This is a genomic window from Peptostreptococcus russellii (genome assembly GCF_900110295.1).
Classification (GTDB): domain Bacteria; phylum Bacillota; class Clostridia; order Peptostreptococcales; family Peptostreptococcaceae; genus Peptostreptococcus; species Peptostreptococcus russellii_A.
The window spans coordinates 60,761-80,593 of the sequence record NZ_FODF01000001.1 but is presented as its reverse complement, the minus strand read 5'-3'; the positions used below and the strand labels follow the sequence as shown (position 1 = coordinate 80,593).

18 protein-coding genes and 1 other annotated feature are annotated in these 19,833 nt (G+C 32.0%); all 18 genes read right to left on the bottom strand.

Annotation, left to right across the window (positions count from 1 at the left end; genetic code table 11):
* Positions 1-34 precede the first annotated feature (34 nt).
* Positions 35-1,720: a DNA repair protein RecN gene (recN, locus tag BMY82_RS00335; protein WP_091972988.1), complete on the bottom strand. Its 1,686-nt coding sequence runs from the start codon at positions 1,718-1,720 to the stop codon at positions 35-37.
* Positions 1,721-1,733: 13 nt separating this feature from the next.
* On the bottom strand, positions 1,734-2,612 hold the full coding sequence (locus BMY82_RS00330) for a TlyA family RNA methyltransferase (protein WP_091972985.1): 879 nt from the start codon (positions 2,610-2,612) through the stop codon (positions 1,734-1,736).
* Positions 2,612-4,528, bottom strand: coding sequence for a 1-deoxy-D-xylulose-5-phosphate synthase (dxs, locus tag BMY82_RS00325; RefSeq protein ID WP_091972980.1), 1,917 nt, complete (start codon positions 4,526-4,528; stop codon positions 2,612-2,614). The genes BMY82_RS00330 and dxs overlap by 1 nt, the downstream gene beginning before the upstream one ends.
* Positions 4,529-4,542: 14 nt before the next feature.
* Entirely contained in the window at positions 4,543-4,977 is a 435-nt protein-coding gene (locus BMY82_RS00320; RefSeq protein WP_091972977.1) for a divergent PAP2 family protein, read from the bottom strand.
* 14 nt (positions 4,978-4,991) lie between these two features.
* On the bottom strand, positions 4,992-5,879 hold the full coding sequence (locus BMY82_RS00315; RefSeq protein WP_091972974.1) for a polyprenyl synthetase family protein: 888 nt from the start codon (positions 5,877-5,879) through the stop codon (positions 4,992-4,994).
* Positions 5,879-6,103 carry an exodeoxyribonuclease VII small subunit gene (gene xseB, locus BMY82_RS00310; protein ID WP_242938875.1) on the bottom strand — a complete coding sequence of 75 codons (225 nt, stop codon included), beginning with the start codon at positions 6,101-6,103 and terminating at the stop codon, positions 5,879-5,881. Before xseB ends, BMY82_RS00315 begins: the two co-directional genes overlap by 1 nt.
* A 9-nt stretch (positions 6,104-6,112) precedes the next feature.
* Entirely contained in the window at positions 6,113-7,303 is a 1,191-nt protein-coding gene (xseA, locus tag BMY82_RS00305) for an exodeoxyribonuclease VII large subunit (protein ID WP_091972970.1), read from the bottom strand.
* A gap of 168 nt (positions 7,304-7,471) precedes the next feature.
* Positions 7,472-8,884 (bottom strand): alanine/glycine:cation symporter family protein, encoded by a 1,413-nt coding sequence (locus BMY82_RS00300; protein WP_091972966.1) that lies wholly within the window; start codon positions 8,882-8,884, stop codon positions 7,472-7,474.
* 612 nt (positions 8,885-9,496) lie between these two features.
* Positions 9,497-9,955 carry a low molecular weight protein-tyrosine-phosphatase gene (locus BMY82_RS00295; RefSeq protein WP_091972964.1) on the bottom strand — a complete coding sequence of 153 codons (459 nt, stop codon included), beginning with the start codon at positions 9,953-9,955 and terminating at the stop codon, positions 9,497-9,499.
* Between the two features lie 122 nt (positions 9,956-10,077).
* Complete coding sequence (gene ileS, locus BMY82_RS00290; protein WP_091972961.1) at positions 10,078-13,200, bottom strand: isoleucine--tRNA ligase; 3,123 nt, start codon at positions 13,198-13,200, stop codon at positions 10,078-10,080.
* Between the two features lie 87 nt (positions 13,201-13,287).
* Positions 13,288-13,516 (bottom strand) — a binding site (T-box leader).
* Between the two features lie 151 nt (positions 13,517-13,667).
* Positions 13,668-14,315: a DivIVA domain-containing protein gene (locus BMY82_RS00285; protein WP_091972958.1), complete on the bottom strand. Its 648-nt coding sequence runs from the start codon at positions 14,313-14,315 to the stop codon at positions 13,668-13,670.
* Between the two features lie 12 nt (positions 14,316-14,327).
* On the bottom strand, positions 14,328-15,113 hold the full coding sequence (locus BMY82_RS00280; RefSeq protein ID WP_091972955.1) for a YlmH family RNA-binding protein: 786 nt from the start codon (positions 15,111-15,113) through the stop codon (positions 14,328-14,330).
* Between the two features lie 7 nt (positions 15,114-15,120).
* On the bottom strand, positions 15,121-15,378 hold the full coding sequence (locus BMY82_RS00275; RefSeq protein ID WP_091972952.1) for a YggT family protein: 258 nt from the start codon (positions 15,376-15,378) through the stop codon (positions 15,121-15,123).
* A gap of 17 nt (positions 15,379-15,395) precedes the next feature.
* On the bottom strand, positions 15,396-15,902 hold the full coding sequence (locus tag BMY82_RS00270) for a cell division protein SepF (RefSeq protein WP_091972949.1): 507 nt from the start codon (positions 15,900-15,902) through the stop codon (positions 15,396-15,398).
* Between the two features lie 26 nt (positions 15,903-15,928).
* Positions 15,929-16,627 (bottom strand): YggS family pyridoxal phosphate-dependent enzyme, encoded by a 699-nt coding sequence (locus tag BMY82_RS00265; protein ID WP_242938874.1) that lies wholly within the window; start codon positions 16,625-16,627, stop codon positions 15,929-15,931.
* Positions 16,628-16,762: 135 nt separating this feature from the next.
* Positions 16,763-17,773: an NAD(P)H-dependent glycerol-3-phosphate dehydrogenase gene (locus BMY82_RS00260; protein ID WP_091972946.1), complete on the bottom strand. Its 1,011-nt coding sequence runs from the start codon at positions 17,771-17,773 to the stop codon at positions 16,763-16,765.
* Between the two features lie 48 nt (positions 17,774-17,821).
* On the bottom strand, positions 17,822-18,433 hold the full coding sequence (gene plsY / locus BMY82_RS00255; RefSeq protein ID WP_091972943.1) for a glycerol-3-phosphate 1-O-acyltransferase PlsY: 612 nt from the start codon (positions 18,431-18,433) through the stop codon (positions 17,822-17,824).
* Between the two features lie 16 nt (positions 18,434-18,449).
* The gene (der, locus tag BMY82_RS00250) at positions 18,450-19,799 is read right to left on the bottom strand and encodes a ribosome biogenesis GTPase Der (protein WP_091972940.1); all 1,350 of its coding nucleotides are present in this window, start codon (positions 19,797-19,799) and stop codon (positions 18,450-18,452) included.
* Between the last annotated feature and the right edge of the window lie 34 nt (positions 19,800-19,833).

The window sequence follows — 19,833 nt, the reverse complement described above, 5'->3', positions numbered from 1 at the left end:
CATTACCTCCCCGATTAAATATTTGTAAAGAAATCTATTTTTTTATTTCATCTGCAATTTCAAGTATCTCATCTGCATGCTCTACTGTTTTTTCTGTAATTATAGTTCCAGATATAAGCCTAGCGATTTCATTCTTTTTTAAACTTCTATCTAGCCTTTCTATTGAAGTATATGTTCTTTTATTCTCAACATTTTTTTCAATATAAAAATGCTCATCTGCAAAAGATGCTATCTGAGGTAAATGCGTGATGCATATTACCTGCTTTTCTTTAGAAATAGCAGAAAGTTTTTCTCCTACTGTTTGAGCTGCTCTTCCACTTATACCTGTATCTATTTCATCAAAAATTAGAGTTTCTATTTTATCAACGTCTGACAATATAGATTTGAATGCCAACATAAATCTAGACATTTCTCCACCAGATGCCACTTTATAAAGAGGATTTACATCCTCTCCCAAGTTAAATGATACTAAAAATTCAATATCATCATTTCCCTTTTCATTATACTCTATTTTTTTGAAGTTTACCTTAAATTTAGTATTTTTCATATTTAGTGTGCATAATTCTTTTAAGAGATTATCCTCTAATTTCTTTGCAAGTTCTTTTCTAACACTAGATAGATTTTCTGCACAAACATTTAATTCATCAGCCTTTAAAGATAGTTCCTTCTGAAGTTTCAAGTTTTTTTCTTCTCTATTCTCTATGTCGTCTAATCTTTCCTGTATCTTTTCATAATACTCAAGAATTTCTTCTATTGTATCACCGTATTTTCTTCTTAGATTATTTATTACATATAATCTTTCCTGTATCTCATTTAGTGTATTGGGGTCGAAGTCTATAGCATCAAGATATACTCGGATAGATCTCGAAAGTTCTTGAATTTCATAAAGAACATTATTTGCTGTTTCTTCTATTTTTTCTATTTCCTTATCATATTTGGAAACAGATGACAATAAATTACTTGCATTTCCAACTTGATCTTCTGAGTTAAACTGACCAGCATGAAGTAATTGATACGTTTCACTTAGAGAAGAAAAAATCTTCTCACCATTCTCAAGAATTTCCTTTCTTGATTTCAATTCTTCATATTCATCAACATTTAGATTGGCAGCCTCTATTTCATTTATTTGAAATTTAAGAAGATCCTTTTCTCTTTGAACTTCCATATCTGATTTATTGTCATTAAGTTTAAATATTTTTCTTTTTATTTCATTGTACTCTTTGTAGCATTTTTTATAAATCTCATACTCTTTTTTTATTTCTTCTTTTCCAAATAAGTCGAGAAATTCAAGGTGATTTTCTCTATTGTAAAGTGCCTGATTCTGATGTTGACCATGCATATCTACTATTTTTGCCATAATAAGTTTCAAATCAGACACTTTAATATTTTTACCATTTATTTTTGTTACAGTTTTTCCATCGCTATACAGCTTTCTAGAAATTACAATCATATTTTCATCGTCAACTTCTATACCTCTATCCTTTAGCATCTCATGAAAAACTGTATTATCTGAAAAAATAACTGTTTCTACTTCACCTGAATCAGTTCCTTTTCTAAGATAGCTTCTATCGTATTTTCCACCTAAACAAAGATTCAAAGCTTCAAGAATTATAGATTTTCCCGAACCTGTCTCTCCTGTGAGTATATTAAGTTTTTTCCCAAAAGTTACCCTTAGTTCTTCTACAAGAGCACAGTTTTTAATATATAATTCATGTATCATAACTTCCTCCAGACTATTTATCTAAAGAATGAGATTCCTCTACTAATTCCTTTATTTTTTCATAATATGAATCATATGAGTTATTAAATCCTTCAAGACATTTATTATCTTCTATAAATACTCTCGCCTCTTCTACTGTTGCATCTTCTTCAAGCTTTTCATCTATCTTTTCTAAATAAATAAGATACTCTATATTACCTTCAGGACCTTTTATTGGTGAAAAATCTAGATCTAAAATTCTAAATCCCTTTCCAATTGCCATCTGTGAAACAGTATCTATTACTTCTATATGTGTTGACTTTTCTCTTACAACACCTTTTTTACCTACTTTTTCTCTTCCTGCTTCGAATTGAGGCTTTATCAAAGCTACTACTCTTCCTTTTGAGTTTAAAATTTCCCATGCTTTAGGAAGAACAAGTCTTAATGAAATAAATGAAACATCTATTGAAGCAAAATCAGGCTTTTCATCTAGAAGTTCCTCGTCCAAGTATCTTATATTCTGTCTTTCCATGCATACGACTCTTTTATCTTCTCTAAGTTTCCATGCAAGTTGTCCATATCCAACATCTACAGAGTAGACCTTTCTAGCTCCATTTTGAAGCATACAATCTGTAAAGCCTCCAGTAGATGCTCCTATATCCATACATACTTTTCCATCAAGAGTAAGGTCAAAGTTTTTAAGGGCTTTTTCAAGCTTTAGACCTCCTCTACTTACATATGGTATAAGTTTTCCCTTTACTCTTATTTCTGAATCGATCTTTACGGCAGTTCCAGCTTTGTCGACTCTTTGATTGTCTACAAAAACATTACCAGCCATTATATGTCTTCTTGCTTGTTCTCTACTCTGAAAATAACCCATATCAACGAGCAGAACATCTATTCTCTTTTTCATTAACAATCCCCTATTCTATCTTTTAATTTCTCTGCTGACATTCCTATTTCATCCATAAGAATATCTGTATTACCATGTGTTACAAATACATCAGGTATACCTATCTTCTCAACCTTAGCATCTAATTCAAAAGACTCTGCTATATTTTCAATATTACTTCCAAAACCACCTGTTATAACATTATCTTCAACAGTATACACCTTGTCTGCATTTTTAATTATTTCACTATACTTTTCCTTATTCATAGGCTTTAAGTATCTTGCATTTACTATTTCAAAAGAAATATCATCTCTTTCCTTCAAAATAGAGTCCACAGCTTCCATTACTGGAATTAACATATTACCTATTGTAAAAACAGCTATTTTCTTTTTATTATCTTCAAAAGCACTGTATATTATCTGTGGTTCCGAAATACTCTCCATATTTATTGGAATATTTTCTATTTCAATATCTTTCATAAAGCTATAGTTATCTTTATTAAAATAATATTCACTACCTCTTGGATATCTGATTGCTACAGGATATTCCATACTTTCAGATAGCTTTATCATATCAGCCATTTCTTTTGTGTCACACGGAGCCATTACCGTAATGTTTGGTATTGGATTTAAATAAGATAAATCAAATTCTCCATGGTGTGTTTCACCGTCATTGCCAACTAAACCAGCCCTATCTATTAAAAAAGTAACTGGCTTTTTTGTTATACATACATCATGTATAAGCTGATCATAAGCTCTTTGAAGGAAGGTAGAATATACTGCAAAGTATGGTTTCAAACCTGCTTTTGCTAAACCTGCAGAAAAAGTAACTGCATGTTGTTCTGCGATTCCAACATCGAAATATCTATCTGGATGGAACTTCTCATATATATTAAGACCCGTTCCCGTTGGCATAGCTGCTGTAATGGCAACTATTCTATCATTTACATCAGCCATTTCGACTAATGTTTTTCCTACTATTGAAGAAATTGATTTACTTGAAGACTGCTTTATACCTTCTCTATAATCAAACTTTCCAACTCCATGATAGGCATCAGGTCTACTCTCTGCAAATCTATAGCCTTTACCCTTAACTGTCTTAACATGAATAAATTTAGGTCCTTCTATGTGTTTTGCATATTCAAGTATATCTACTAATTCTTCGATATTATGTCCATCAATTGGACCTATATATTTCACTCCCAATGCGTCAATAAATCCACATTCAGATGGAGATATGCTAGTAATAATAGAGTCAGTTAGCTTATTTGCCTTTCTTGACAAAGCCCCTCCCATCGATGTAAGATTCATTATTTTATCAACTCTATCTTTAAAACTTAAAGCATCACTATTTTTTATTATTTTTGACATATATGAAGAAAATGCCCCTGTATTTTTGTCAATAGACATTTCATTGTCATTAAATATTATTATAATATTTTTTTTCATATAGCCAAGATTATTAAGGGCTTCTACTGCCATTCCACCTGTAATTGCACCATCTCCAATTACAGAAATAACTTGATACTTTTCCTTTTTTATATCTCTAGCAGCTGCTAGTCCAAGTGCAACAGATATTGATGTAGAGCTATGCCCAGTATCAAATATATCATGTTCACTTTCACTTTCTTTTGGAAATCCAGACATTCCATCAAATTGTCTTAATGAGTCAAACTGTTCTTTTCTACCTGTAATCATTTTGTGAACATATGACTGATGTCCAACATCCCATACTATCTTGTCTTTTGGACTATCAAAAACTTTATGAAGAGCAAGTGTGAGCTCAACAACGCCTAAATTAGAAGCCAAGTGACCTCCTGTTTGAGATACTTTCTTAACTAAAAATTTTCTCATTTCTTTTGACAGTTCTTTAAGTTCAAGATTATTTAATTTTTTTATATCTTGGGGCGAATCAATACCCTCTAGTAATTTATACATTATCTATCACCTTATCAATAAAATATTATACCTACTAAAATCCCAAGTAAAGCACCAAAGAATACTTGCTTAGGAGTATGACCAACAAGTTCTTTTAATTTTTCTTGTTGAGTCGTTTTCTTATTTTGCCAAGCCTCAACTAGTTGATTAATTATTGTTGCTTGTTTTCCAACTGCCTGTCTAACTCCAGATGCATCATACATTATGATACAAGAAATTACTGCTGCAACAGCAAACATATCTGAATTGAAACCATGTTTCATCCCGATCATAACAGACATACAAGAAACAAATGAACTATGGGAACTCGGCATTCCTCCTGAAATAAATGCTCTTGAAAGCTCTACTTTCTTTTCACCTGTAAAAATTTTTAGGAACTGAGCTATAAAGCAGGATAAAACACTTACCCAAAGTGTTTTATTTGCAAAAAAATCCACAACGTAACTCATTATTTCCCCCCAACTTAATATTTTCTTCTTACTATGTAATCTGATAAATCTGATAAAAACTCATTATTCTTATCAAAAATTTTCAACTGATTTTTTGCATCATCTACTAGCCCCTGTGCTATATCCCATGACTTATCAATTCCAAATATAGCTGGATAAGTAGACTTTTCATTTTCTATATCACTACCAACATGCTTACCTAAAGTTGCCTCATCTCCTACAATGTCTAAAATATCATCAACTATTTGAAAAGCTAATCCTATTTTTTCCCCATATATAGTTAGAGCCTCTACTCTTTCACTATCTGCTCCTGCAAGCATTGCTCCAGCTCTCATGCAAGCAACTATCATAGCCGCTGTTTTATTTCTATGTATAAAATCTAATTTATCTTTATCGATTTTAATACCTTCACTTTCTACATCGACAACTTGCCCTGCTATCATTCCATATATCCCAGCAGCCTTAGATATTTCATAGCTTGCTTTTAAACCTCTTTCAGGATATGCAGAATCTACACTTTCACCCAACATTGTTTCAAAAGCATGACTCAAAAGTGCATCTCCTGCAAGAATAGCCATAGCTTCACCAAACACCTTGTGATTTGTAGCTTTTCCTCTTCTCAAATCATCATTATCCAAAGCTGGAAGATCATCGTGTATCAAAGAATAAGTGTGTATCATTTCAATAGCAGCTGAAAAAGGTAAATACATATCATCTTGTCCACCACAAACTTTATATGACTCCATAATCAAGATGGGTCTTAGTCTTTTTCCACCTGCATTAAGACTATAATTCATAGCCTCAAAAACAGACTTCTGATATCCTTCTTCTTTGGGCATGTACTTTTTGATTTCTTCTTCTATAAACTTACTTTTTGATTTCAGTTCTGAAACAAAATCCACTATATTTCCACCTCTATTTCTTCTCTTTCATCGTTAAACTTTGTAACTCTAAGTTCCGCCTTATTTAATACTTCATTACAGTATCTATATAATTTTATACCCTCTTCATACAACTTTAACGACTCTTCAAGTTTATTATTTCCTACTTCAAGCTTTTTTAGTATTTCTTCCATCCTAGTTATTGCCTCTTCATAGGATAGATCCATTTTTTCTGTATTTTCCATAAACATCTCCTATTTTTCAACAACTTCACATTTTATTTTACCATCTTTTAATATTAGATCCAGCCTTTCCCCAAGCTCAACTTCTTCTTTACTTGTAATAGCTAAACCATTTTTTTCAACAATAGTATATCCTCTTTCAAGAACTGAAAATGGATTTAAATTTGCCATTCCTTTAGAAAAAATATTAAGTTTTTCTTTTTCCTCTCTTATTACCAAAGATATTAAATTATCTATTTTTTCTTTGAATCTGTCAAGCTCCATATATCTATCATCAAACATTGACCTTTCATAGAATAATTTGAATCTATGTAGATCAGAATCTATTCTTTGCCTGTTATATACTATAGTATTATTTACATATCTCTCTATAGTTCTAAGTATATTGTTTTGAGTAGCTATCAAATCCTCTAGATTTGGTGTGGCAATCTCAGCCGCTGCAGATGGAGTCGGCGCCCTCATATCAGATACAAAGTCACATATAGTAAAATCTGTTTCATGACCAACGGCTGATATTACAGGAATTTCAGATGCAAATATGGCTCTAGCTAACTTTTCTTCATTAAAAGACCAAAGTTCCTCAAGAGATCCACCGCCTCTTCCTATTATAATGGTATCTACATTATTACTTTCATTAAAAAATTCTAAGCCTTCTACAAGATTATCGGCTGAATTTTCCCCCTGTACCAAGACTGGATATAATTTTATATCAATTTTAGGATATCTTCTTTTAACTACATTTATAATATCCCTTATTACTGCACCTGTTGGAGATGTTATTACTCCAATTGCCTTGGGAAATCTCTTTATACTTTTTTTATGTTCTAAATTGAAAAGACCTTCCTTTTGAAGTTTTTCCTTTAATTTCAAAAACTCTAAATAAAGTCTTCCCTGTCCCTCTATTTCTATCTTTCTTATATATAATTGATACACACCATCTCTTATATAGGAAGATATATATCCTTCTGCTATTATTTTTTTACCATTGTCCAAATCTAATTTTTTATCAAAATTATTTCTATGAATCATGCAATTTATTTTCGATTTTTCATCTTTTAAAGATAAATACACATTTCCTGATGAATGTATTTTGAAATTTGAAATTTCACCCTTAACCTTTATATTGCTTAGAATAGGATCATCATTTAATATTCTTTTTACATATTCATTTAATTCCGTAACTTCTAAAGCCCTTATTTTCAAAAAATCACCACCAAACTGCATAATATACTAAGTTATATTATACCATATTTGAAGATATTCTTTTATAGTTTTTAAGAAAAACACTTTCAACAATAAAAATAAAGACAGGAAAATCAATAAATTCTCCTGTCCTTAACTTATATATTACCCGATTTATATAAATATTTATTACTTATCTACACTTCTTGGTTGATACTTTTCAGGTAAAACTGAAAGATATTCTTTTTCATTTTCTCTAATTCTATCTGGATCCTTAAAGAAATCTTTAACCATCGTTACTACAACTCCTGATAACAATACTAGACCTATTAAGTTTGGTATTGCCATTAATCCATTTAGAGTATCTGATATAGCCCATATTGACTGTAGACCACCTATTGCTCCAACAAACACTAGACAAATATATACTAATCTATATGGAGTTATAAATTTTTTACCTAAAATATACTCTGTACACTTTTCACCGTAGTATGACCAGCCTAGTATTGTAGAGAAAGCAAATAGCGTTAGACCAATAGATACTATATACTTACCTCCTCTAAACCCTTCATCAAATGCTGCCGATGTTAAGGCTGCACCTTGAAGACCAGAATCCCAAACACCTGATACCAAAACTACTAAAGCTGTCATAGTACAAATAACTATTGTATCCATAAACACTTCAAATACACCCCATAGTCCCTGTCTTACTGGATGGTCAGTTGTTGCTGCTGCATGAGCTATAGGAGCACTACCAAGACCAGCTTCATTTGTAAATACACCACGAGATACACCATTTCTAAGTGCCATCATCATAGTAGAACCAGCGAATCCACCTGTAGCTGCTTGCCCTGTAAAAGCTGTACTAAAAATCATTGAAAAAGCACTAGGTATTTGCTTTGCGTTTATAAGTATAATTGCCAAAGCTCCAACTATGTAAAATAATGCCATAAAAGGAACAAGCTTTTCTGTAACCTGACCTATTCTCTGAATACCACCTAATATTACTATTCCTGATAAAACTGCTAATACTATACCAACAATAAAAGGATTTGCATTAAAGGATGCTTTCAATGCATCTGCTATTGAGTTAGACTGAGTCATACAGCCTATACCAAATGATGCTATCATTGCAAATGTTGCAAACAGACCTGCTAACCACTTATAACCTAGACCTCTTGATATGTAGTACATAGGTCCACCTGAAAAAGATCCATCTTGATTTTTCTTTCTATAGGTTATCGCCAATATTACTTCAGAAAACTTCGTTGTCATTCCAAATATTGCAGACAACCACATCCAAAAGACTGCTCCTGGGCCACCTATTGCTATTGCCAATGCAACACCGGCAATATTTCCTGTGCCTACTGTTGCAGCCAATGCCGTAGAAACTGCCTGAAATGCGGATACCTCACCTTCACCATGACCACTTTTTTTGAACATTTTCATCAAGGTGTTTCGCATTATATAGACAAATTTTCTAATTACAATAAATCCTGTCAAACAACTTAGTAAAATACCTGTACCTAATAACAATATTAACATCGGCGGACCCCAAACTACATCCCCAATCATTTTGTTTATAGCTAGTACCGTTGTCATAAAGAAAACCTCCTTCTTCTTAATATCTTACATCCTTAAAAACTAGCTCCTTCTTTATATTGATTGTATAACATCAAATTGAATTTGGAATGATAGTTTATTATTCTGAATTTTCTTTTTATTTATTTTTTAACACAAGTAATTGATTTGTTTATATTTTTTCTAATTTATTTAATTCAAAATAAATTTTATTATATTTATAAAGTTTATTTTAAGTTTTTACAACATAATACTATGCTTTTGAAATTATGTTAATTAGAAATCAATCCCCTAAATAAACAGTCTGTATATCTATTGCTTTTTATAGTTGGGATTTATAAAAAATTGTATTTTTATTTTAAAGTTTTATAACATGAATTTAATATGAATTTTTTCTTGTTTTTTATATTTGTTTTTTATTTTATATATTTTTTATACTTTAATACTCTTTTAAACTTGATTTTTTTTATTAAATTACTACTTTAATTTTAAAAAATAATTTTACTATTTTCTATTTATATATATAATTCAATTTAACTTAATATTGCCATAATGTTATTTTAACAGTTTTATACAGTTTGAAATAGAAAAAAGCCACTTAGCTATATATAACCAAATGACTTTTTATTTATTTTATATTTCTTTTTTTAGTTTTTCTATTAAAACTTTACAACCATCTAATATATCATCATAGGTCTCATCAAAATTCCCAGTATACCAAGGATCTGCAATATCTCTAGGATTATCTGTGATATCTAGAAATTTCATAACTTTTTCCTTATCTACTTCGCCAAACTCCCTTTTTATATTGTTCATATTATTTTGATCCATTGTAAATATATAATCGTAATTTTGAAGATCTTCTTTTTTCAATTTACTTGCATATAATCCATCTGTACTTATGCCCTTTTCTGAAAGTTTTTTCTTTGTACCTATATGAACAGGATTACTTATTTCTTCATAGGAAGTTGCAGATGAGTTTACATATATTTTATCCTTTAAATCTTCTTTTTCTATAATATCTCTAAATAGAGCTTCAGCCATTGGCGATCTACATATATTTCCATGGCATACAAACATTATCTTTAACATATTTCCTCCTTAATAAAGGCTATCTCAAAAAATACTCTTTTAAAATTATATAAAAACTATATTTATTAATTTTTAAAAATACCCAGAAAACCGAGTTTTCTGGGTATTTTTTTTAGTAAAGCTTATACTCTTTCAACTTTCATTTTTGTTTCATGATCGTTTAAATTCTGTATTTCCATATCTTGAGCTTCTGTTTTTTCAACTTTCACTGCAAGAGTTTCATTTTTAATATATTCATCAAAAGCTGCTACAGCCTTATCTATTTCTTCATCACCACTGTAATAAATATTGATATTATCAAGCACTTCAAATCCACTTGACTTTCTCATCTGCTGAACCTTTGATACAAATTCTCTTGCAAGACCTTCCTGAATTAATTCTTCAGTTAGAACTGTTTCAAGAATTACAAATAGATTGTTTTCCATTGCAACATTAAATCCTGGCTTAGATTCAATATTGATTAAGATATCATCATATCCAAATTCAAAATCATTTCCATCAAGGTCAACTTTTACCTTTTCTCCAGCTTCAACTTTAGCTACAACTTCATGTGCATCAAGAGTTGATAATAGCTTTCCAAACTTATTTACATTCTTTCCTAGAACTGGTCCAAGAACCTTAAAGTTAGGCTTTAGTGTAAAGTTCATATATTCGCTAAGATCCTTTACAAACTTCACTTCCTTAACATTTAATTCTTCCTTAATAAGTTCTACAAGATCTGATATAAGTTCTTCATACTTACCATCTATAAGTACTTCAGAAATTGGCTGTCTTACCTTTATCTTTGAATTTTCTCTTGCAGCTCTACCTAAAGTTACAAGATTCTTTGTAAGATCCATCTTTTCTTCAAGTGCTTCATCTATTAATGCTTCATTGCATCTTGGATAGTCAGCACAGTGAACTGAATATTCACCAGTTAGCTTTCTATACATTTCTTCTGATAGATATGGTGCAAATGGAGCTATTAGCTTGCAGTATTCAGTAAGTATTTCGTAAGTAGTATTATATACTGACTTCTTATCTTCATTTAATTCAGTTTCCCAGAATCTTCTTCTAGATCTTCTGATATACCAGTTTGATAAGTCATCATTTAAGAAATCTGTCATTCTTCTGATTGACTTATTTACTTCAAATATTTCAAGATTTTCTTCTATTTCCTTCTTTAAGTTATTGAACTTAGAAAGTATCCATCTATCTAACTCTGGTCTCTGATCATATTCAACAAAGAAGTCTCTTGGATTTAGTTTATCTGTGTTTGCATATAGTGTAAAGAAGTTATATGTATTCTTTAAAGTTCCTACAAACTTAGACATTATTTCCTTTAATCCATCTTCATCAAATCTTAATGGAGTCCATGGTGGAGATACATATAGAAGATACCATCTTAAGGCATCAGCACCATATTTGTCAAACATTTCAAATGGGTTAATAGTATTCCCCTTTGACTTTGACATTTTCTTTCCATCTTTGTCAAGAACTAAGTCTGTAACAAGTACGTTTTTGTATGGAGATTTTCCTGTCACAAATGTTGATACTGCAAGTAGTGAGTAGAACCATCCTCTTGTTTGGTCTATACCTTCTGCAATGTAGTCTGCAGGGAATAAAGTATCAAAATCGTCCTGATGTTCAAATGGGAAATGCCACTGAGCAAATGGCATTGCTCCTGAGTCAAACCAACAATCTATTACTTCTGTAACTCTTGTCATTGGCTTTCCACATTCAGAACATTTAAGATGTACTCTGTCTATATGAGGTCTATGAAGTTCTATTGTTTCTGGATCAACATCTTCTATTGCTAAATCTGCTAATTCCTGTCTTGAACCTACTGTTGTCTTATTTCCACATTCACACTTCCATACAGGTAGTGGAGTACCCCAGTATCTTGTTCTTGATATAGCCCAGTCCTTTAACTCTTCTAGCCAGTTTCCAAATCTTCCCTGACCAACGAATTCTGGGAACCAGTTTACACCATTATTATTTTCTATAAGCTTGTCTTTAAGCTTAGTCATTTCTATGTACCAACCAGGGTTTGCATAGTATACAAGAGGTGTTGAACATCTCCAGCAGTGTGGATAGTTATGTGCTATCTTTTCCTTAGAGAATAATTTGTTTTCTTTTGCAAGCCACTTGATTATTTCTACATCAAGTCCTTCTTCCATAACAAACTTACCTTCCCAAGGAGTAGCAGTAAACTTACCTTCACTATCTACTGGTTGAACAAATGGAAGTGAATATTTTCTACCCATAGTATAGTCATCTTCACCAAATGCAGGAGCTGAATGTACTATACCAGTACCGTCTGTTACTGTAACATAGTCTCCACAAGTAATGAAAAATGCCTTTCCATCGACATCAACAAATGGCATCAACTGTTCGTATTCCTGATATTCTAAGTCCTTACCCTTCATTGTTTCTACAACTTCATATTCGCCTTCACCTAAGTGCTTATCTGCTAGTGCCTTAGCTAAGTAATAGAACTCTCCATCTTTCTCAGCCTTTATATATTCTATATCAGGATTTACAGTTAAAGCAACGTTAGAAGGTAATGTCCAAGGAGTAGTTGTCCATGCTAGGAAGTACTCATTTTCTGTACCCTTCTTCTTAAACTTAGCAACTAATGTATTAGTCTTTACTTCCTTGTATCCCTGTGCAACTTCATGTGAAGCAAGTCCAGTTCCACATCTTGGGCAATATGGAAGTATCTTATGTCCTTCGTATAATAAACCTTCCTTATTAAATTTATCAAGTATCCACCAAAGAGTTTCTATATAGTTATTATCTAGTGTAATGTATGGATTATCTAAGTCAACTGCATATGCCATTCTTTCAGTCATCTGTCTCCACTGTTTTTCATATGTAAATACAGAATTTCTACATCTTTCACAGAATTCTTCTATACCATAATCTTCTATTGCCTTTTTATCTGATAATCCTAATTCCTTTTCAACTTGAAGCTCAACTGGAAGACCATGAGTATCCCAACCAGCCTTTCTAGGCACTCTATAACCACTCATTGTCTTATATCTACATACCCAGTCTTTAAGTGTTCTTGATATTACATGATGTATACCAGGATTTCCATTTGCTGTAGGAGGTCCTTCAAAAAATACATATGTTGGATCATTCTTACCTTTTTCAAGAACTTTTTCAAGAATATTATCTTCTTGCCATCTTTTCAAAGTTTCAACTTCCGCTTCTGATACACTGCCATCATAAAGCGTTTCGAATACTAATTCTTTTTCCATATTTTTCTCCTTTATAAAAATTATATTTTCTAGTATCTAGCTATTAAAATAAATCCAGATAAAATAAAAAACTCGTCACCTTGCAATGCAAGGGACGAGTTAAAATCGCGTTACCACCCTAGTTTCTGAAAAATATAAAAATACTTATTCAGACACTCTTTAGTCTCTATCGGAACCACCCGGTAGGCTTAATCGTCATAGACTTTCGGCTTTCTGCTCAGAAGTGATATTCACATATACGCTCCTTATCGGCTCACACCAAACCCGATTCGCTTGAAGGTTAATATATATTACTTTTCTTCATCATCGCTTTTATAAATCATTTGCTATTGATTATATGTTAAAAGAAACAAATCGTCAATAGTTTTTTGCTATTTTCAAAAAATTTTAATTTTTTAATACTAAACTATTAAGAATTAAACTCTGACTTCTAATATTTAAAAGCAGGATATTTTCTAAACTTTTAACTATTTTATCTTAAAGATATCTTCTGGAGAACCTGTTGTATCTTCAGCAGCTTCTTCCTGAACATCTTCTGCAGTCTTTATTCCCATAGTATTAATTTCTTCTTCTTCCTGAACATCTTCAAGTACAGACATTCTCATAGTGCCTGTAGCTTCGTAAGTTGTCGGATTATGAACTTGGTTAAATGCGTCATGTTCCTGTACTGAATCGCTGAATATATCATCTACATTCTGCATTTCATCTTCAAGTAATGACTTAAACTTAATTCTAAATACCTTGAATTCCTTAACCAATGCTTCATATTCATTTCTTATTTCTATTACCTTGTTGTTTGCATTGTCAATTATCTGCTTTGCCTGAAGTTCAGCCTCTTGAACAATTACTCTAGCCTTCTTATTAGCGGCACTTGTAGTGTCTTCAGCTGCACTCTGAGCAGTGATCAATGTTTCCTTTAAAGTTTCCTCAATACTTGAGTACTTACTTACTTGTTCTTTATACATTGATATTTTTTCTTTAACAGCTTCGTTTTCTTTTACTAAAGCTTCATAATCTTCTTTAACTTGGTCTAGGAATATATCAACTTCTTCTTCACTATATCCTCTGAAACCTTTTTTGAATTCTTTTTCACTTATTTCTTCTGGTGTAATCATTAATATCACTTCCTATACGAATTTTTTTGTTTTTATTTTCACCTTATCTTTTCTTGTCAGGTCACCGACCTCACTTAAGATAAATTTACCTTTTTTCCTAACTGATACTACTGCCCCTTCTGGAACAATAAATGACGGTTTCTCAATCTTTTCATAATCCACAGTTACAAAACCTGCTTCTATCAACTTAACTGCCTTCTGTCTAGACATATTAAACACTGAGGATATAATATTATCTGTCCTAAGAGATGAAACAGTATGAGATTTTTCTTCAAAGTTTTTACTTCCTATCCCTAACTCATTTCTATCTATCTCTCTTACCTTAACAGTGTTATTAGAAACTTTGGTCAAATTGTAAATTATATAATCGGCAATATCTGCATCAGTAATTATCTGACAATAGTCGTCATGTACTAATATATCACCTATTTTTTCCCTTTTGATTCCTAATCCCATCAAAGAACCTAAGTAATCCCTATGGGATACTGATGAAAATTTAAAATTGCCTTCAATTTGCAGAAATCTAATCTCTGTATCGTCTTCTTCTATTTCCATATAGTATGGATATATTGACACTACCGACCTTTCAGCGCCGTCATATCCGCCATCGACTCTGCACGACAAATCCTGTTCTGAATTGACAATAGCAACTGCATTTTTCACTTCAAATGGATTCAAAAATTCCGTCTGTCTTATATCATAGTTTTTTAATACTATATTACAAATATCAACAACTTTATACATTTTTATTCTTAAATCATCATCAGTTATATGATTTGTAACCCTTAGTTTATCCATATGTCACCTATAAAAATCTCGACACTAAACCGCCGATAATCATAAGAAAAATAATGGCAATCATCGGAGTGAAATCAAAAGGACCGGACATATACTTTCCGAAAACCATTCTTATAGGACCTTCAACTGGTTCTGTAAAATCATCTAAAACCGTATAAAGTTTACTATCCTGTGCTCCAGGAAACCAGGATAATATGGACTTTGCTATAATTACCCAAACTATGATGTTTATTAAATATTGCAATGCAACTTTTAATATACTCATTTTTCTCTCCTTGTTAACTATCTAGCTTGCCAAGGGAAGCTTGCTTTACTTTCTAATTCCTTCTTCATACTTGAATCTATATCAACATTCTTAGGTGCAAGTATGAATATTGACTTTGAAACTTCCTGAATACTTCCATCAAGAACATAAACTGCCCCATTCATAAAGTTGAAAATGGATTTCTTTGTACTCTGCTGTGTAACTTTCTCAAAGTTTACTATTACAGTTTTTCTCATCTTTAAATGATCTGCTATCATCTGAGCATCGTCATAAACCCTTGGTTCAACTATTAAAACTTTCATCTGATTGTGAGCTGGATAGTCAGCCACTCTACTTGTAGAACTTGATGAATATGAAATTCCTAAATCTTCTGGTTCATCATCATATTCTTCATAATTGTCTTCATAGTCATCATATGAATCTTCATACTCTTCTTCATACGCATCGTATTCTTCTTCAGCATTTTCGTCGTCTGTTATCATCCAGTCTTTTAATTTTCCCATTTTATCTTTAAAACCTGCCATAATTTACCTCCTAGCAATGTCCCTTTTTATTTGTTATAGTTTCTCTTTCCAAAAATGGATGTACCTATTCTGACAATTGTTGCTCCTTCTTCTATAGCTATTTCATAATCTCCACTCATACCCATTGAAAGTTCTTTCATTTCTACATTATCAATGTTCATATCTGAAATCTTTACAGATAAATCTTTCAAATCTTTGAAAACCGATCTGATTTCCTCTCTGCTAGCATCAAATGGTGCCATTGTCATTAATCCCTTTATCTTTATTCTATCATAGTTTGAAGAACATTCCCTAATAAAGTTCTCAACATCTTCCTTATAGATTCCGTGCTTTGATTCTTCTTTTGATACATTCACCTGAACAAGACAATTTATATCTAAATCTTCCTTTTCAGCTCTTTTTTGTATTTCTTTAGCAAGACTGATTCTATCTAATGAATGAATCAGTTCAACTTTATCTATAATATACTTCACCTTATTAGTCTGAAGAGAACCTATCTGATGCCACTTTACCTTATCCCCAATAGCTTCATACTTTCTAGTAAGCTCCTGAGGTTTGTTTTCTCCAACATCAGTAATTCCCAACTCAATTGCTTCTTCAACAACATCTATGTCCACTGTCTTGGTAACTCCAAGCAATAAAATTTCTTCTGGCTTTCTGCCACATTTCTGAGCTACATCCTTTATATTCTGTCTTACCTTATCTAAATTTTTAGCTATACTCATATTTCCACCTACTCCTATCATAGTATTAGTCAAAAACATACGATTAACTATAAATTTTCAATAAGCATAATACTACATATATATTATTATATCAAAAAGTTACGAGATTGTATGTATTATTTTAAAAATTGTATCTTATATTTTGAAGATATATTCGTTTTCGTGTTTTTTTGACCTAGTCATTAATTCATATACCCCATCTTTTGGATCCAGATCTGTAGTTATAACCCTATATATACATTCAGTAATAGGCATTTCTATGCCCAATTCTACTGATTTTTCATATACGGCTATCGTTGCTGTGATACCCTCTACTACCATCTGAATTTCTTCTTTTGTTTCTTCAAGCGTGTACCCTTTCCCCATCAGAATACCTGCTCTTCTATTTCTTGAATGCATACTTGTACATGTAACTATAAGATCCCCTATTCCAGATAAACCTGAGAATGTGGATAACTCTGCACCCATTGCAACTCCAAATCTACTGATTTCTGTTAAACCTCTAGTCATAAGAGCTGCCTTAGAGTTATCTCCATAGTTTAGACCATCTAATATACCTGCACCAAAAGCTATAATATTCTTTGTAGCTCCGCCTAATTCAACACCTATTAAGTCGTTGTTAGTATACACTCTAAAATTTTTATTCATAAAATAATCTTGAACAAGCTGAGAGGTCTTTATACATTCAGAAGCTGCAACTACTGCAGTCGGTATGTCCCTTGAAACTTCTTCAGCATGTGAAGGACCAGAAAGCATACAATATTTGTTATTTGATAGTTCTTCTGAGCAAATTTCAGAAATTCTCTTACCTGTTTTATTTTCTATACCTTTTGCTACATTTACAACTATCTGATTTTCTGAAATATATGGTTTTATTTGTTTGCAGATGCTTCTTACTTGTTGTGAAGGGACACCTAGAACTATTAACTCTGCACCTTTGATAGCAGCTTCAATATCTGTAGTTGCCTTTATAGTTTCACTTAAAACAATATCTTCCAAATACTTTTTATTAGTATGATTTTTGTTTATTTCCTCACACTGTTCACTTCTTCTTGCCCACATGATGACATTGTGTCCATTGTCATCAAGTACTTTAGCCAAAGCAGTAGACCAACTTCCTGCACCTAGCATACATACTTTTTTCATATATAACCCTCCCTTGAAATACGACCTATTCGTCTACATTACGTTCGGTTATTTTTTCTTTAATTCCAGTCTTCTCTCTTGACCCTTTAAAAGTCTTTTTATATTTTCTTTGTGCTTATATATTACAGAAATAGATAAAAGTATACAAACCCATATTCCTATATAGTCACTTCTCATATACATAAGAATTGGGAAAAGACACACTCCAAATATAGATCCAACTGAAACGTATCTTGTTACAAGAACTAAAACTATAAAAAATAACATACTTGCAAGAGTCGGTAGAGGAGCTATACCCAACATAGCGCCGTATGTTGTTGCAACTCCCTTGCCACCCTTGAATTTTAGAAATACCGGCCAATTGTGTCCTGCTACTACTGCCAAAGCCGCTATATATTTTGCAAGGTCAACATCTAAATGTCCCTTATGTGCTATAAACATTGCAATAAGAACTGCTATTGTTCCCTTAAAATAGTCTCCTAAAAAAGTTAATAATCCAGCTTTAAAACCAAATGTCCTCAAGGCATTTGTAGTTCCAGCATTCTTTGAACCCTGTGTTCTAATATCTACTCCAAATAAAGCTTTGCTAATTATATATGCACTGGATATACATCCTATTAAATAGGCTAATATTGCTACTAAAACATATAATAAAAGCACTTTGCCTCCCCCTTATTTATCTTCTTTTCTGCTTATACTCTACTCTTATAGAAGTCCCTTCGAAGCCAAAGTTTTCTCTAAGTCTATTTTCAAGATATCTAGTATAAGAGAAATGAGTCAATTTTATATCATTTATAAACAGTGTAAAAGTAGGAGGCTTTGTTCCTGTCTGAGTTCCATAGTAAATCTTAAGTCTTCTACCCTTATCTGAAGGTGGCTGATTAAGCATTACAGCCTCTCCTATAACTTCATTAAGAACTGATGTTGTAACAGTTCTATTTTGTTCATGAGATACTTCTACAACAGTCTGTAAAATCTTGTTTATTCTCTGATTTGTAACTGCTGAAACAAACAGAATAGGAGCATAATTCATAAATGGGAATTTTTCTCTTATTTTATTTCTAAAGTTTGTCATAGTCTTATTATCTTTTTCTATTAAATCCCACTTATTGACTACAAATATACATCCCTTACCTTCATCATGAGCTATACCAGCAACCTTTGTATCCTGCTCTGTTACGCCTTCAGTTGCATCTATTACTATAAGTACAACATCTGCTCTATCAACGGCATTCATAGAACGTATTACTGAGAATTTTTCAACCCTCTCATATACTTTGCTTCTTCTTCTTATTCCTGCTGTATCTATTAAAAGGAATTTGTTATCTCCCTTTTCAAAGTAAGTGTCTATTGCATCTCTTGTTGTTCCTGCAATCGGCGATACTATTACTCTATCTTCACCAAGAATATTATTTAATATAGAACTCTTACCTGCATTAGGTTTACCAGTAATGGCGACTCTTATTATATCTTCATCGTATTCTGTGTTCATTCCTTCTGGGAAGTTTTCAACTACTTCATCAAGTAGATCTCCAAGTCCCATGGCATTTGCTCCAGATACTGCTACAGGAGTTCCTAAACCTAGTTCATAAAAATCATAAATATTATCTTGCTGATTTCTTGAATCTATTTTATTAACTACTAAAATTACGGGTTTCTTTGTCTTTCTCAATATCTCTGCAACCTCTCTATCTGCTGCAGTAAGTCCGCCCTTTCCATCTACTATAAAAAGTATTACGTGTGCCATATCTATTGCCAACATAGCCTGGTCTCTCATTTGAGAGATTATTATATCATCTGATTTAGGCTCCAATCCACCTGTGTCTATTAGAGTGAAATACTTATTTAACCATTCCACTTCTCCAAAAATTCTATCTCTTGTTACTCCTGGCGTATCTTCAACTATTGATATTTTCTGTCCAGTCAATTTATTGAAAATTGTAGACTTACCAACATTTGGTCTTCCAACTACAGCAACAATCGGTCTATTTTCTGTACTCAATATATCACTTCCTTTTCTTAACATATTCCGTTTCTTTTTATTCTTAAATTAAATCAAC

What these genes read in the sequence shown, in the direction of transcription:
- BMY82_RS00330 (WP_091972985.1), bottom strand. Translation starts at nt 2,612, where the DNA reads ATGAAAAAGAGAATAGATGTTCTGCTCGTTGATATGGGTTATTTTCAG.
- der (WP_091972940.1), bottom strand. Translation starts at nt 19,799, where the DNA reads ATGTTAAGAAAAGGAAGTGATATATTGAGTACAGAAAATAGACCGATT.
- BMY82_RS00260 (WP_091972946.1), bottom strand. Translation starts at nt 17,773, where the DNA reads ATGAAAAAAGTATGTATGCTAGGTGCAGGAAGTTGGTCTACTGCTTTG.
- BMY82_RS00320 (WP_091972977.1), bottom strand. Translation starts at nt 4,977, where the DNA reads ATGAGTTACGTTGTGGATTTTTTTGCAAATAAAACACTTTGGGTAAGT.
- BMY82_RS00265 (WP_242938874.1), bottom strand. Translation starts at nt 16,627, where the DNA reads ATGAGTATAGCTAAAAATTTAGATAAGGTAAGACAGAATATAAAGGAT.
- BMY82_RS00270 (WP_091972949.1), bottom strand. Translation starts at nt 15,902, where the DNA reads ATGGCAGGTTTTAAAGATAAAATGGGAAAATTAAAAGACTGGATGATA.
- xseB (WP_242938875.1), bottom strand. Translation starts at nt 6,103, where the DNA reads ATGGAAAATACAGAAAAAATGGATCTATCCTATGAAGAGGCAATAACT.
- BMY82_RS00275 (WP_091972952.1), bottom strand. Translation starts at nt 15,378, where the DNA reads ATGAGTATATTAAAAGTTGCATTGCAATATTTAATAAACATCATAGTT.
- ileS (WP_091972961.1), bottom strand. Translation starts at nt 13,200, where the DNA reads ATGGAAAAAGAATTAGTATTCGAAACGCTTTATGATGGCAGTGTATCA.
- recN (WP_091972988.1), bottom strand. Translation starts at nt 1,720, where the DNA reads ATGATACATGAATTATATATTAAAAACTGTGCTCTTGTAGAAGAACTA.
- BMY82_RS00280 (WP_091972955.1), bottom strand. Translation starts at nt 15,113, where the DNA reads ATGGATAAACTAAGGGTTACAAATCATATAACTGATGATGATTTAAGA.
- BMY82_RS00285 (WP_091972958.1), bottom strand. Translation starts at nt 14,315, where the DNA reads ATGATTACACCAGAAGAAATAAGTGAAAAAGAATTCAAAAAAGGTTTC.
- BMY82_RS00295 (WP_091972964.1), bottom strand. Translation starts at nt 9,955, where the DNA reads ATGTTAAAGATAATGTTTGTATGCCATGGAAATATATGTAGATCGCCA.
- BMY82_RS00300 (WP_091972966.1), bottom strand. Translation starts at nt 8,884, where the DNA reads ATGACAACGGTACTAGCTATAAACAAAATGATTGGGGATGTAGTTTGG.
- dxs (WP_091972980.1), bottom strand. Translation starts at nt 4,528, where the DNA reads ATGTATAAATTACTAGAGGGTATTGATTCGCCCCAAGATATAAAAAAA.